Origin of the sequence: Streptomyces gilvus (assembly GCF_022513565.1) — a bacterium.
Classification (GTDB): Bacteria; Actinomycetota; Actinomycetes; order Streptomycetales; family Streptomycetaceae; genus Streptomyces; species Streptomyces gilvus.
On sequence record NZ_JAKWBE010000039.1, the window covers coordinates 12,946 to 27,127 of the forward strand.

Annotated in this window: 14 protein-coding genes and 1 pseudogene; 13 read left to right on the forward strand and 2 right to left on the reverse strand. The window is 70.3% G+C overall.

What is annotated here, in order from left to right; translation table 11 throughout:
• The first annotated feature begins 37 nt into the window (after positions 1 to 37).
• The 13 genes and pseudogenes from MKW14_RS36810 (at position 38) to MKW14_RS36870 (ending at position 11,651) form a co-directional block, all read left to right on the forward strand.
• Positions 38 to 583, forward strand: coding sequence for an IS1096 element passenger TnpR family protein (locus MKW14_RS36810; RefSeq protein WP_240870519.1), 546 nt, complete (start codon positions 38 to 40; stop codon positions 581 to 583).
• Between the two features lie 335 nt (positions 584 to 918).
• Positions 919 to 1,182, forward strand: a complete 264-nt coding sequence (locus MKW14_RS36815; protein ID WP_240870522.1) for a CopG family transcriptional regulator — start codon at positions 919 to 921, stop codon at positions 1,180 to 1,182.
• Positions 1,179 to 1,592, forward strand: a complete 414-nt coding sequence (locus MKW14_RS36820; protein WP_240870523.1) for a PIN domain-containing protein — start codon at positions 1,179 to 1,181, stop codon at positions 1,590 to 1,592. The genes MKW14_RS36815 and MKW14_RS36820 overlap by 4 nt, the downstream gene beginning before the upstream one ends.
• A gap of 714 nt (positions 1,593 to 2,306) precedes the next feature.
• Positions 2,307 to 2,666 carry a hypothetical protein gene (locus tag MKW14_RS36825; protein WP_240870525.1) on the forward strand — a complete coding sequence of 120 codons (360 nt, stop codon included), beginning with the start codon at positions 2,307 to 2,309 and terminating at the stop codon, positions 2,664 to 2,666.
• 70 nt (positions 2,667 to 2,736) lie between these two features.
• Positions 2,737 to 4,950, forward strand: a complete 2,214-nt coding sequence (locus MKW14_RS41410) for a tetratricopeptide repeat protein (RefSeq protein ID WP_240870528.1) — start codon at positions 2,737 to 2,739, stop codon at positions 4,948 to 4,950.
• Positions 4,951 to 5,247: 297 nt separating this feature from the next.
• Entirely contained in the window at positions 5,248 to 5,634 is a 387-nt protein-coding gene (locus MKW14_RS36835) for a type II toxin-antitoxin system RelE/ParE family toxin (protein WP_240870530.1), read from the forward strand.
• On the forward strand, positions 5,631 to 6,371 hold the full coding sequence (locus MKW14_RS41415) for a helix-turn-helix domain-containing protein (RefSeq protein WP_308314672.1): 741 nt from the start codon (positions 5,631 to 5,633) through the stop codon (positions 6,369 to 6,371). Before MKW14_RS36835 ends, MKW14_RS41415 begins: the two co-directional genes overlap by 4 nt.
• Positions 6,372 to 6,628: 257 nt before the next feature.
• Positions 6,629 to 8,467 carry a TerD family protein gene (locus MKW14_RS36845; protein WP_240870532.1) on the forward strand — a complete coding sequence of 613 codons (1,839 nt, stop codon included), beginning with the start codon at positions 6,629 to 6,631 and terminating at the stop codon, positions 8,465 to 8,467.
• A gap of 169 nt (positions 8,468 to 8,636) precedes the next feature.
• Entirely contained in the window at positions 8,637 to 9,113 is a 477-nt protein-coding gene (locus MKW14_RS36850; RefSeq protein WP_240870534.1) for a hypothetical protein, read from the forward strand.
• A gap of 77 nt (positions 9,114 to 9,190) precedes the next feature.
• The gene (locus tag MKW14_RS36855; protein WP_240870536.1) at positions 9,191 to 9,583 is read left to right on the forward strand and encodes a hypothetical protein; all 393 of its coding nucleotides are present in this window, start codon (positions 9,191 to 9,193) and stop codon (positions 9,581 to 9,583) included.
• 5 nt (positions 9,584 to 9,588) lie between these two features.
• Positions 9,589 to 9,852 (forward strand): annotated as a pseudogene (locus MKW14_RS36860) (nucleotidyl transferase AbiEii/AbiGii toxin family protein); the annotation flags it as partial.
• A 30-nt stretch (positions 9,853 to 9,882) separates the two neighbouring features.
• Positions 9,883 to 10,971 (forward strand): DUF8829 domain-containing protein, encoded by a 1,089-nt coding sequence (locus tag MKW14_RS36865; protein ID WP_240870538.1) that lies wholly within the window; start codon positions 9,883 to 9,885, stop codon positions 10,969 to 10,971.
• Between the two features lie 185 nt (positions 10,972 to 11,156).
• On the forward strand, positions 11,157 to 11,651 hold the full coding sequence (locus MKW14_RS36870; RefSeq protein ID WP_240870539.1) for an IS1096 element passenger TnpR family protein: 495 nt from the start codon (positions 11,157 to 11,159) through the stop codon (positions 11,649 to 11,651).
• Positions 11,652 to 11,794: 143 nt separating this feature from the next.
• Here the strand turns inward: MKW14_RS36870 and MKW14_RS36875 are convergent, their stop codons facing one another.
• Both MKW14_RS36875 and MKW14_RS36880 read right to left on the reverse strand, forming a co-directional pair.
• Entirely contained in the window at positions 11,795 to 12,421 is a 627-nt protein-coding gene (locus tag MKW14_RS36875) for a restriction endonuclease (RefSeq protein ID WP_240870580.1), read from the reverse strand.
• Positions 12,422 to 12,958: 537 nt separating this feature from the next.
• A complete protein-coding gene (locus tag MKW14_RS36880; RefSeq protein WP_240870581.1) occupies positions 12,959 to 14,092 on the reverse strand; it encodes a Fic family protein in 1,134 nt (377 codons plus the stop codon).
• Between the last annotated feature and the right edge of the window lie 90 nt (positions 14,093 to 14,182).

Genomic DNA, 14,182 nt, shown 5'->3' on the forward strand with positions numbered 1-14,182 from the left:
CTGGCTCGCGGCTCTTGCGCATGAGGGGGTTATTGACGTGGCTCGTACCTGGCTGTCGATCCGGGTGGAGTTGGTCTCGGGTCACGGTGCGGACCTGTGGCCGCGTCCCGGCCGGGTGTTCGCCGCTGCTCGGTCGTACTCCTTCGCGCAGCTCGCCTCGGCCATCGATCTCGCCTTCGCGCGCTGGGACTTGACTCACCTGCACTTGTTCACGTTGTCCGACGCCACCCACGTCAGCCCGCTGGACTGGTGGGAGGGCGAGGCCCCGGACGGCACCGTGGACGGCCATGTGACCCAGCTGAGCAGGCTGCAGGCCGGCGAACAGTTCGCCTATGTCTTCGACATGGGCGATAACTGGGCGCACCTGTGCACGGTGGCGGACAAGCGTATTGATCCCCTCGAGGAACTCGGCGAGGTGCCCGACCGCCCGGTTCCGTACTGGGGTTGGGGCAACCTCCCGGACCAGTACGGGCGCCGGTGGGACGGGGACGACGGGGAGTCGCCGATGCCGAAACGTCCGACCCGCGGCCTCAGGGACCTGCCTCCGGTTCTGCCGTGGTGGGGCGAGCGCCGCCGGGGGTGACCTCACGCTGCGTACACGAAGTGGCCGCCAGCGGGGAATCGAAGTGGCCGTGGTGGGAAGCCGAAGTGGCCGCAAGTGGGGAACTGGCCGCTGACAGCCCTGCTCGCCCACGTCTTCCTGGCGTTTGATCCGTGCTCGCACCGCCATCCCGGTGTCGGGGGCCGGTATGTCTCGGCGACTGCCATAAGCGCGGCAGCGATCGGGGCGGGGCCAGCTGTTGAGGGGGTTCGTCTGACGTGTGCTGGAACGGATCACCGGCGGGTTGGTACCGGCCCGGCCCCCGCTGTGCGGCCCTGACTTCCATACCGGGGATGATAGCTGGTAGGATATGTAGCATGAGTGAGCCTACTGGCAAGTACTCAATCACTATGCCGCGTGACATCGCCGAAGCCGCCAAGGCTCGCAGTGGCCCCTCCGGCCTGTCCGCCTATGTCGCCGCAGCGGTAGCCCGCCAGGTCGAGCGCGACAACCTCAACGAGCTCATCGCCGTCGCCGAGGCCGAACACGGCCCCATCACGGACGAGGAGATCCAGGTCCTGCGTGAGCAGCTCCACCAGGCCCGCGACAACCAGGCGGCGGGCGGAGCGAACGCCGCGTGAGCCGCTCCCCCGCCGTCCCCGGTGGCGCCCTCGTACTGGACAGCGAGGGACTGGCCAAGGCTGTCCTGCGCGATCGCACCGTCACCGCCTGGCTCGCCCTGGCCCGCGCCGACGATCTCCGGGTGATCACCTCCGCGGCCACCTTGGTGGAAGTCGTCCACCCGCGCATCAACCGCCCGGCCCTGGAGTGGACCCTCTCGCGCCTCGTGGTCGAACCGGTCACCGAGCCCATCGCCCGCCACGCCGCCGCCCTCCTCGCCGACGCCGGCCTGCACGGCCACAAGTACGCCATCGACGCCATGCTCAGCGCCACCGCCCTCGCCGCCCCTGGCCCCGTCACGATCCTTTCCTCGGATCCCGAGGACCTGGCGGTGCTGTGCGGCAAACGGGCCACCGTGATCAAGATCTGACCAACCCGGGTTTCTCCTCTGATTCAGGTGTATCCGGCGGGCTGAGCGGGTTGTCGAGGCCAAAACCGCACCCCCCGGATCCCGGCCCTGCGCGTCCTGCCGCACCGGCTGCTGTCCCCTGCACCTCTGCCGGCTGCGGCCGGCTGTGCGTGATGGCGCGGCATTCGACGACGCAGCGGCTGGTCAGGACGCCTCTGTTTGCCACGGTCCGGGGGGCCGCCACTGCCCTGGGTTCTGGCCTGGTCGCCGCCACCTGGTGGTGGATCCAGAGTTGACTTCTCCCCCAGCTGAAGCAGGGGGATTCTTCCCTCGCGGGTCGAGCTTTCTGCTTCTCAGACAGCAGCTGCCCCGAACTAATGGCAAGGGAGGTTGGTACGCCCAGCAGTCTTACGGGTGCATCCGGCCGATCCGCTCCATGGCGGCGAACAGCGCATCCACGGCCTGTTCGGCGGCATGCTGCTCGGCGGGCAGGCCGAGAACGGGCAGGCCGTCTCGGAACTCCCCTTGCTGCAGGTCCTGTTCGGGTCTGGTAGTGGACGACGAGCCCTCCGGTCACGACGTCTTCATACCGCGGGTTGTTCGACCTGATCTGCTGCCAGATGCGGGTGCTGCGTCCCCTCTGTTCGCCTGGATGTTCTGCCCGTTTCGCGGACGTGTGGCGCGGGCACGGCACAGGAGCCGGACCGGTTCGTCACCAGGCAGGGGAGGCTCGTGATGACGCAGGGCTGGAAGATCACGATCGTGGTGGGGGCGCTGGCCGCGGTCGGGTCAACGCCGCTGGTGTGGCTGGCTGACGGTCCCAACGCCGGGCAACTGGTCGGCGCCACGGTACAGGCGGCAGCTGGGATCGCGGCCTTGGTGTGGGCGTTGTTCCAGCACCCGGCCGGCGGCCCCGGCGACGAGGCCGTGGACACCGGTGCGGCGCTCGCGGAGGGCGGCGGGATGGCCTCGACCGGCATCAAGCGGCCCGGCGGCCGCGGCCGGTGGCCGGCCAGGGTGCAGCACACGGGGAAGGCCACCGCCAAAGGGCCCGGCAGCAAGGCCAGTTCCGGCATCGACTACAGCGGGGACTGAAACCGGCATCACGGCCGGGAAGGGTGTGGAGGTGCGGGGCAAACGCCGGCGGGCGGGTGTTGAGCGGGGCGTGCAGGTGCACAACTCGGGCGATGCCATCGTCATCGGCGGCGGGATCGCCAGCACGGGTTATCTGGCGATCGGCGCTCTCACGGTGGACCTGCGCGGCCCGCAGGAGCCGGCGCGCTGGCCGCATCAGGTCGGTGTCATCCCACCGGCCGCCCGCTCGTTCCAGCCGCGCGCCGAAGCATCCCGGCTCAGGGCCGCGCTCGGTGGCGCGGGGCAGGTGGTGCTGAGCGGGATGGGGGGCGTGGGCAAGACCCAGCTCGCCGCCGACTACGCGCGTACCGCCTGGAGCGACACCGGCGACACCGGCGGGCTGGACGTGCTGGTGTGGGCCAACGCCGGCAGCCGTGATGCGCTGGTTGCGGCCTACGCTCAGGCCGGGGTCGAACTGTGTGCGGCCGACCCCCACGATCCTGAACGGGCCGCCCAACGGTTTGTGGCCTGGCTCGCCCCCAAGGCCGGGGGCGTCGTGTGCCGGTGGCTGGTCGTCATCGACGACCTCGCCACGCCCGGCGACCTGTACGGCCTGCGGCCACCGCACAGCCCGACCGGCCGCACGGTGATCACCACGCGCCGTCGCGACGATGCCCTCAGTGGCGATGGCCGCCGCCTCCTTCCCGTCGGTCTGTTCGGCGAAGGCGAAGCCGTCGGCTACCTCTCCACCGCCGTCCGGGCCGATGCCTACTGTTGCGCGGACGCCCTGGTGGCACTCGCGGCGGACCTCGGGCACCTGCCGCTCGCCCTGTCCCAGGCCGCCGCCTACATCAACGACACCCGTCAGAGTGTCGCCGCCTACCGTGCCCTTCTGGCCGAAGGCGCCCTCGCCCTCGCCACGGCGGTCCCCGAACCGGATGCCCTGCCTGACGAGCAGGCCAAGCCGCTGGCCGCGGCGTGGAAACTGTCCGTCGACCGCGCCGACACCCTCCGCCCCACCGGCCTGGCCCGCCCCCTGCTGCAGCTGACCGCCCTGCTGGCCCCCGACGGTATCCCTCACACGGTGCTGACCAGCCAGCCTGCCCTGGACTACCTCGCCGGGCACCGCGCCGCAGGCGGCGGCACCAGCCGATCACGGCGGGTATGGCGGCGCGCGCCGTCGCCCGAGGGGCCCGGCCCGGTTCAGGCGGCCGAAGTCGAACTGGCCCTGACGGTGCTGCACCAGCTCAGCCTCATCGACTACGTTCCCGCCACCGGCCACCAGACCGTGCGGGTCCATCAGCTCATCCAGCGCGCCACCCGTGACACGCTCACCCCCGCCCAGCACCACCAGACCGCCCGCGCCGCGGCTGATGCCCTCACGGCCGCCTGGCCCGACATCGAACGCGACAGCGCCCTCGCGCTCGCCCTGCGCGCCAACACCACTGCGCTGACCGCCTGCGCCGGGGAGGCGCTGTATGACCCCGACACCCACGAGGTGCTGTACCGCATGGGCCGCAGTATCGGAGAGTCCGGCCACGCCAGCACCGCGCGCACCTACTTCGAGCATCTCGCCACGGCCACCATGCGCCGCTTCGGCCCCCGCCATGGCGACACCCTCGACGCCCGGCACCATCTGGCCCGGTGGCGGGGAGAGTCCGGGGACCCGGCCGCTGCCGCGAACGCCTTCGCCGCCCTGCTGCCCGACCGCATCCGCGTCCTGGGAGCCGGCCACCCCGACACCCTCGCCACCCGCATCAACCAGCACCGCTGGCGTGGGGAAGCAGGAGCTCCGGCCGCGGCCGCCGACGGCTTCGCCGCACTGCTGCCCGACCTCCGTGGTGTCCTGGGGCCTGACCACCCCTACACCCACGCCGCCCGGCACAACCTGGCCTACTGGCACGGCCGCATGCAACAACCGGCCAAAGCCGCCGACAGCTTCGCCGAACTGGCCGAGGACCTCACCCGCGCTCTGGGCCCCGATGCCCCCCACACCCTCGCGGTGCGGCACAACCACGCCTACTGGCTCGCGCAGTCCGGAGAGCTGGACGCAGCCCTGGCCGCCTTCACACAACTGGTCCAGGACCGCAGCCGCGTCCTGGGCCCCGACAGCCCTCACACCCTCGCCACCCGGCACAACCTCGCGCACTGGAGGGCAGAAGCGGGCGACCTGCCAGCAGCCGCAGCCGCATTCACCGAACTCCTCGAGGACCAGACCCGGCTCCTGGGCCCCGACCACCCCCTGACCCGCTCGACCCAAGAGCAACTCGCCTACTGGCAGCACCAAGCCGATCACCGACGTTGACGCCGCCACCGCTCGCCCCCGGACATGGCCCGGGCCTGTCCAGGGCAACCAGCCCCGGCCCGGATCCGGCTCTCTCGCTCTGGGCTCCACCAACACGCCGCCGGCAACACGGCCCGCCTCCTGCGACCGCCGCGGCGCTCCCGTGTCCGGACCGATCGCTGTCCCGGGGGCTGCGATCGGGCCAGGTCCGCCGTTGTCGACGCAGCGAGGGAGATCTTGCATGAACGTCATCAGCGGGGATGAGGCTGCCCAGCGCCGCACCTTGACATAACAGGGATGATATATATCGTCCATGTTATGGTGGAGCGGTACGTGGTGGAGATCGAGCCCGAGGTGCAGCAATGGCTCGATGCGCTTCCGGGCAGGCAACACGTGGCAGTAGAGGCACGCGTCGACCGCCTGGCCGACGATCCCGCACAGGCGCGGATGCCGTGGGCTCGCCCCCTGCAGGACAAGACATGGGAACTGCGCTTCAACCTCGGAGACGACTCCTGGCGCATCACGTACTGGGTGGCACCGGGACGACGCGTCGTTCTGCTCACCGTGTTCCGTAAGACCCGCGACAATGAGGCTGCCGAGGTCGCCCGAGCCAAACGGGCGCAGAAGGCCTGCGAGGGCACGCATCCGCCAGCCGATGATCACACTGTCTACAGCCGGACGTTCAAGGAAGGAGAGCTGTCATGACCAATCGCCATATGACGTGGAAGACCACGCGCTCCACCGGCGACGTGCCGGAGGGATACGAAGAGATCTATCAGGAGACACTTGCGGCGGACGATCTAGCCCAGATGGTGTACGACCGGCGTACCCAGCTCGGGCTCAGCCAGGCCCAGCTGGCCGAGCGTGCCGGCATGAAGCAGCCCGCCATTTCCCGCATCGAAGGAGGGGGCACGACACCGACCGTGCCCCTGCTGCGCCGCCTGGCGGCCGCACTCGACGCCGAACTGAATATCGAGTTCGTGCCGCACGACGACACCTCATCCGACGCAGCCGAAGAACTCCAACTGCGTGAGGCCACAGCCGAACTAACCCCGCCGGCCCACCCAGCCGCACATGCCGCGGCAACGGCGGCTCGCACACACGCCACCGCAGACAAAACAGCCCGCCAAGCCATCGCTCTCGTCCTGGTCGTCGCAGCAGGCGTCGCCTCCGGCACGGCTACACCACTGCCGTCGCACGTCTTTGACGCGCTCTCGGGCAGCGGGCACCTGGCCCCCGAGGCGTTGCGCCGGCTTCGCGGAAACGTGCAGGCCTACATGCTGCAAGAACAAAAACTGCGCGCACCGGCAGATCACCGCGAGACGGCGGCCCTACTTACCCTGGCCCTGGGAAACGAACTCGGTCTGACCACCCGCCACGACTGGCAGCGGGAACTTCCCCAACGAGTCGAAAAACTCCTCGACGACTGCCCAACCCCCTAGCCGACGTCCGTCGCTGGACTGCCAGCCTGCTCCTCACGCCTCCCGCTCCCGAACTGCCCGGCGACTGCCGATCGCTCATCTGACTGCACGGCCGGTGCCGCCGTTGTCTGCCGCCTGTCGACGACGCCGTCGCCTGCAGCCTGCGGTGGGTGCGGCGGACGCTTTCGAGGAGGAAAAGGGTGCCAGTGTCACACTGTCTGCCTTGAGGGAGAGGGGTGGGCTTCGTGGGGTTCGGTTTCCGTGTGGGGGTTCCGGGGATGAGTGTGCGCGTCTCGACGCGCGGCGTGCGTACCTCGATCGGGCCGCGTGCGGCACGGATCAGCGTCGGCAGCGGCGGTGCCCGTCTCTCCTCCGGGCTCGGCCCCTTCTACGCCTCCAGTTCCCTGCGCGGCAGCCGGGCAGGCACCACTACCCGGCGCAGCCCGCACCCGCGGACGGTGGCGCCGTCGGCCGCGCAGTTGGAACGGGCGCGCCGTCAGGCGGAGCGGGCGCAGCAGGAGGCGCAGCGCGATGCCGCGATCGCTGAACTGCGGGAGTTGCGGCGTGAGATGACCGAGGTTCATCTGCAGTCGTTTCCCGCCGCGCATCCTCCCCTGATCCCGGACGTGCCGCAGCTGGGTGGGCCATGGGCGCTCGCTGAGGCGCAGGCCTTCCACCTGCAGGGGGTGCGCCGGCTGGCGAGGGCGGAACGGGCCGCTGCCAAGCAGCGCGCCCAGCAGGACGCCCCCGCCTATCTGGCGGCAGAGACCGCCCGCCTGCACAGCGTCCGGGAGCGGATGGCCGGCGAGGCCGCACAGTGGTGGCAGGCCCTGCTCGCCAATGACGAAGGCACCGTCTGCGAGGCCGTCAACACCGCCTTCTCCGATAATCCGGCCGCCGGCTGCGCGGTCGGCGTGGACGGCTCGGTGCTGTCCGTGCTGATGCGGCACCAGGACCTCGACACCCTGCCCACCCAGACCCCCGGCCTGACCCCCAGCGGCCGGCCCACACTGAAAAACCTCACCAAACGAGACCGGCTGCTGTGGTGGCTGACCTCCATGGGCTCGAACCTGATCGCCACCCTCAAAGAGGGCTTCGCCACCGCCCCCGGTATCACCGCCATCGACCTCGCTGTCCTCACCCGCCTGCCCGACACCCAGCGCCTGGGCTTCGTCGCCTACGGCCGCTGGAGTCGCCAGGCCATCGAATCCACCGTCTGGCGGACGGCCGAGGACGCGCTGCGCTTTTTGGACCTCGGCCAGGACGTCGCCTGCGCCGTCACCACCACCGCCTCCGGAAACCTCTCCAGCAGCATCAAAGCGCTGGATGCCAGCCGGGTGCCCGGCCTGCAGGAGCTGCTGGACAACGCCCACGACGAACCCGACTCCGGCCCCGCCACCCTCGCCGACCTCGACCGCACCCTCGGCGCCACCACCCCGCCGAACGGCCCGGCTCCGGCCGGCGACCCCTACCGGCTGATCCCCTTCGCCGACTGGAAACAGGCCGCACTCACCGCCGCAGCACCGCCGCTCCCCCTGCATGCGCCGCCGGTGCCGCCGCCGCTCCCCGCGCCCGCACCAGTCGCGCTGGTGGCCGGACAGACCCTGGCACTGCCCGAGGACGCCTGGCAAGGACTGCAGATCGCGTTCCGGTTCGCCGGCGCGGACGCCGATCTCACCCTCTTCCTCACCGCAGACGACGGCCGAGTGGCCGCCGATGACGACTTCGTCTTCTACAACCAGCCCGCCACCGCCGACGGCGCAGCACGCCTGCTCGGCAAAAGTCAGGAAGGCCCGCACACCGTCGAACGCGCCACCCTCCACCTCTCCGCCCTGCCCCAGCACGTCCAGCGCATCACCGTCGCCATCACCATGGACATCGCCACCGGGCTGACCTGCGCCGCCCTCACCCACGCCGCCCTCGACATCACCAGCCACACCGACGCCGCCTGGACGTTCACCCCGCCCGCCGACCCGACCATCAAAGCCATGGTCATCGCCGAGCTCTACCGCCACCACCAGGCCGGCCGGCCCGTATGGAAACTCCGTGCCCTCGGCCAGGGCTGGGCCGACGGCCTCGACGCCCTCGCCCGCGCCCACGGCGTCGACATCACCTGACCACCCCCGCACACCCGCCACTTTCCGCCCGGACCCAACCCACACCGCCCGGGCGGCCGCGACACCGGCGGGCCCAGCCTCGGCCCGCCGCCTCCACCCCCGGCTCCCCGGTGCTGCTCGCCTCTGGCAGCACCGACTACATCCCAACCGCTGCAGGAACGCCCCCACCGTGAACGCAGAATTCTGGGTCGCCTTCGGCACCGGCCTCGTCGCCCTCGCCGCCCTGATCACCAGCTCCGCCGGCGCCGCACGCGCCCGCGTCAAAACCATCGAAGACGCCTACATCGCCCGCTACTGGCAAATCCTCGACCGCCTCCCCGCCCCGGCCCTCGTCGCCGAAAGCGGCACCGCCTGTGAACCGGACGAACTCAAAGCCGTGCGCCTGTACCTGCGATTGTGCGAAGACGAACTCGAACTACGCCAACTCGGCTGGGTCACCCACAACACCTGGCAGCAATGGCGCCCCGGCATCCAGGCCCAACTCGCCCAGTGGCCCGTCGCCGACGAATGGACCCCCCTCCGCGACGGCCAGCGCGCACCCCACCAATTCACCCTGCTGCGCCGCCTCGCCGCCCACCCCGACTACGACCCCTACCAACCCCGCGGCCTCGGCGGCCACATCACCCGGATGTGGCGCGGCCTGTAAACGGGGGTGCCCGCGTGTTGTCGGCTGGGCAGGATGCAGACGATCCACGCCGGCACCGGGACGGCCATAATGACGTCATGCCCTCCAGCCCGCAGCACCCCGCACCCACCCCGAGCCAGATCTCGGACGCGGACGCCGAGAACCTCACGCTGTACCGGAAGAAGTTCCAAAGCCGCCTGCCGCAGTCGCTGGAGCAGTTGCACGGCCCATCCCACGGAGTCGTGGAACTGCCGCTGCACATGGCCTGGTCCGGGATGACCTGCTACGACCTGGACAAGCCACGCCAGCGCATGGGCCTGTACCGCACCGTGCTGCACGAGGGCCTGCACGACGATATGCCCCGCTACCTCAACCACGACCTGCTCCTGGAGCTGTGGCCGGTCCTGCGCAGACTCGTGGGCCGCACCCTGCGCACCGTCTGGGAAGACGCCTTCCCCCAGCTCGCCTCCCGCGCCCGGGCAGCCGCGTGAGCAACATGCCGGAGCTGCACACGCGACTTCTGGCAGATGTGATCGCCCTCGGCTCCCCATATCCCCTGGTTCTCACCGGCGGCTACGCCGTGCGGGCACACCACCTCGTCAACCGCCCCAGTCAAGACCTCGACGTCGCCACCGAGAACCCGGCGCCCATGGCCGACATCGCCGCCACGCTGCGCACCGGCCTGGAAGCCCGCGGCTGGCAGGTGCACACGCTGGAGACCGCCCCGCTGTCCGCCCGAGGCATCGGCCGGCCCGCCACGCCGGCTCCGCCGCGCCGATAGTGTGGCCGTATGTCCCGCAAGCGCCGCCCCGTACGCCGTCAGCCCGACCCCGTCCAGCGGACCGACGCCCAGCAGGCCGAAGACCTGCAAGCCCTGGCCCGCACGTACCCCCAGGACCGGGAAGAGCTCCTCACCGAGGCCGCGGAGTTCTACAGCCGCGCAGGTCAGCACGAGAAGGCGCTCGCGCTCTACCAGCAGGTCCTGGACGGCGACTGCGAAGAACCCCATCTCGTCCAGGCGCTCCGCGCCAGCACCCTGTGGGATGCCGGACGCACTGACGAGGCCCGTGAAGCGGCCACGGACCTGCGCCGCCGGCACCCCGCCGACAGTGGCCCCTGGAACATCGCCGCGGAGATGTTCGAGGCCGCCGACGAACTGCATGACGCCGCCGACTGGTTCACCGCGGCAGTGACCCATCTCCTCGGCCCCGCCACTCCCCTCACCGTCGACGCCGTCCGCGAGGCGATGGACCCCACCGGCATCGAGATGCTCGTCATCGGCCGCCACCGGGTACGGCGTCGCCTCGGCCAGCCGCACGACGACCTCGACCAACTCGCCCACGCCCTCTACGACGACCGCCCGGCCCGGCTCCGCGCGACCAGCACCCTGGATGACCTTCACAACCCCGAGCTACGGGCCGCCGCGGACAGTGACCCCCAGGCCCTTATCGCCTCGATCGAGAAGCTTTCCCAGGAAGTGGAAGCCCGCCGGGCTGCCCTGTCCCGGCCCCGCATGACCTGTGCACTCTTCTGGAACCCTGACGAGTTCGCCCAGCTGCTGGACGCCTGGCCCGAGCTTGCCGGCCACTACGGCAGCGAGCACCACGAGCACGTGCGCCACATTGAACAGATGCTGCAACGGCTGTCCGGTGAAGGTGAGGTACACCTCGGCATCGCACACGGCATCGTCACCGACTTCGAATCCTTCACCCGCCAGGAGAAGCTGCCTGCGCAGGACGGGGACACCCGGGCGCACTATGCCTCCGACCTCGCAGCCCGAGGCCAGGCCACCCCGTGGCCTCCACCCCGCAACGCCCCCTGCTGGTGCGGCTCCACACGCAAGTACAAGAAGTGCTGCGGCAACCCCGCCCTCACCTGACCAAGCTCACACGGGGTCGAATTCGCGGCAGAACCTGGGAATTTCCCACATACGGCCGACTCGGTGCTCCCACTGGCAGTCACACTCAGTAGCCTCGGTGCCGGCTCGGTGAACTGACGCATGAGGGGTTGTGATCGTGGCACGTACCTGGCTGTCCATCCGGGTGGAGTTGGTCTCGGGACACGGTGCAGATCTGTGGCCTCGCCGGGCGCGTCTTCGCCGCCGCGCGCTCGCACTCCTTCGCTCAGTTCGCCACGGCCATCGATCTCGCCTTCGGCCGCTGGGATCTGGCCCATTTGCACCTGTTCACGCTGGCGGACGGTTCCCGGGTCAGCCCCCTTGACTGGTGGGACGGCGAGGCCCCGGACGGCACTGTGGATGGCCATGCCACCAAGCTGAGCAGGCTGCAGGGCGGCGAGCAGTTCGCCTATGTCTTCGACATGGGTGACGACTGGGCCCACCTGTGCACCGTGGCGGAGGGGCGCATCGATCCCCTCAACGAGGTCGGCGAGACACCCGACCGCCCGATCCCCTACTGGGGCTGGGGCAACCTCCCGGACCAATACGCACGCCGCTGGGATGGGGACGACGGGGAATCGCCGATGCCGAAGCGGCCGGCCCGCGGGCTCAGCGACCTGCCTGTGATCCTGCCGTGGTGGGGCGAGCGCCGCCGAGGATGACCTCACGCTGCGTACACGAAGTGGCCACCGGTGGCGGAATGGATGGCCGTTGGCATCCGCCCCACAACGTGAATGCCCGGATGGGGGGCCAAGCCCCGCCTCCATGTGCCGGACCCCCGTCAACGGTCACGCAGTCTGCGAGCTCAGGAAAGAGCGGATTGCTTGCGCGGCGGCGGAAGCCCCTCCAGCAACTCCCACAGCGGGCGTGCACCCGATGCCCACACCCCCAGCACCTGCCGGTCGACCACATGCAGCCGCTGCTGCGCGGCGAACGTCACGGCCGGGGCGCTCACCCGGCCGTTCGTCACGATCACCGCGACGTCTGCCCCGTGCACCTGCCGCGCCGTCCCGTTGAGTACCTGCAGCGCCGGTGTGCCCACTGCCGCGCCCCCAGCCCCGTTGCGGCGGTGCTTGCACTGGATCACCCAGCGCCGCCCGTACGGATCGGTGGCCGTGACGTCCGCCCCCAGGTCGCCGCCACCGCCGACCCGCTGGGCGTCCCGGCAGCCATCCCGCCGCATCAGGTCCCTGATCGCCTCCTCGAACCGCGCGTGGTGCACAGCATCCAGCTCAGCCAGCGCATACCGCAGACCCCTCACGCGCACGGCCTCCCACCGGGCCTGTTGCCGCCTTTGGTGAAGCCAGCCGCCGCCCGCCAGCACGGCGAGCACCAAGCCGGCGACGAGCACCCACCAGTGGGCCAGCAGCCAGTTGACCACCGTCACCCCCAGCGTGATGACGATGAGGGCCGCACCGGCAACGGTGAGCAGCTCATCCCACTCCTGCCGCGTGCTGCGTTTCCGCCCCCGCGCCGGCCGCCGCGTCACCGGCCGGCCTTCGACGACGGCAAACGGAGCGGGTACGACACCGCGGGCCGCAGGCACGGCCGGGCCGCGTTGCCCGCTGAGGCGTTCTGCTCGCCCCACCCCACGGCTGTCGCCGCGGCGGACATCGTCATCTCCCGCCGCACCCTGGGCGCCCAGCGCGAACGGCCCTGGGCCGGTGTCCCTCGTCTCCCCAGCATGCACGTCCCCCTCCCGGCACGTCCCGGCACAACCTCCATGCTGGCAGCAGGCACTGACAATGAGTCAGCACAACAGCACCCGTAGTGATCACGGAGGGTGAACAGGCCAGGTCGCGCCCACACCCGCCTCGACCCACCAGAGGGTGACGGCAGGGCGCCGCACGCGGGCACAAACACCCCCCGGCGGGCCCGACAGCCCTACCGCGACGGCCCGAAGGGCGCCTTCGGCGCATCCAGCACGCCTCCACGGCCCAGCTCCCCGCCGCACCCGCGATGAGGAGCGTCAGTCACGGTAGGGGTGGGTCAGGGTCATCGGGGTCTGCGCGATGTCCAGGGCGTCTGTGGGAAAACGGTGGCCGGCGGTGTAGTAGCGTGCGCGGGTGCGGCCGACGGGCTTCAGGATGTCGGCGGCCGTGAGATCACGCAGATCGCGCTGGGCCTGCTGCAGGCTGAGGGCTTCGCCGTGCTGGTAGCGGGAGCGGCGCACGCGTCCGGCCATGGCGACGTCATGGAGTGCGGTGACGGTGCGTTCATCCAAACCCTGCGCGGCGGCGAAGGCGGCAAGACAGTTCCAGACACGGCCCGAGCGGGCAAGGCGGCCTTGGACGGTCTGCGCCTGCTGGTGGTAAGCGGTGAGGTTGAATCTGATCCAGCCGGAGACGTCCTGATCAGGCTGGTACCGGCTGCCGCACTCGCCCAGTTCCCGGTAGTACTCCCAGGTGTTGCCCGGCCGCCCCAGCCAGCTCTCGATGGAAGAGAATTCGGGGGCAAGAACTCCTTCCCTGGCGATCATGAGGGTTTGCAGGGAGCGGGACATCCGGCCGTTGCCGTCGGCCCAGGGGTGGATGGAGACCAGGTGCAGGTGGGCCATCGCGGCTCGCACCAGGGCGTGCGTGCCATCGCTTTCATTGAGCCAGTCGATGAGTTCCTGCATCAAAGCAGCGACGAGCGGGGCGTCGGGGGCGGTGTAGGCGGCGATGCTGGGGTCGCGGGCGTCGGTGACGTAGACCGGGCCCTTGCGCCACTGGCCAGCTGGCCGGCGAACACTGTGCCGGTGTCCCTGCAGCATCCAGTGAAGGCCATTGAGCAGGCCCTTGCTGTAGGAGAAGTCCCGGGCGTCGTGGAGGGTCTGGATGTAGGTCATCATCCGCTGGTAGGCGAGGGTCTCCTCTCGGTTCTCCTCCGAGATGTCAACCTCGTTCTCTCCCTCCATGAGGTCCTCGACGTCCACGGTGGCCACCTTGAAGCCCTCGATGGAATTCGAAGCCGCCACCGCGTCAGCGGTGAGGAACTTGCGCAGGCCGGCCGTCCATTTCGTGGGATGTTGCACGGCATGCCGCAGGGCCGTGCGCATCTGGTCGATCTGGCCGATGACCTGGCGGTCTTGCGCGGCGAGATCAGGCGTAGGGAAGAGCACCACCCGAAGATATAATGACGCAATCATTACGTCAAACACGGTTGGAGTTCTCTCCTTGCGGCCTGTTCCTGAGCGAACGCCATCCGCCGC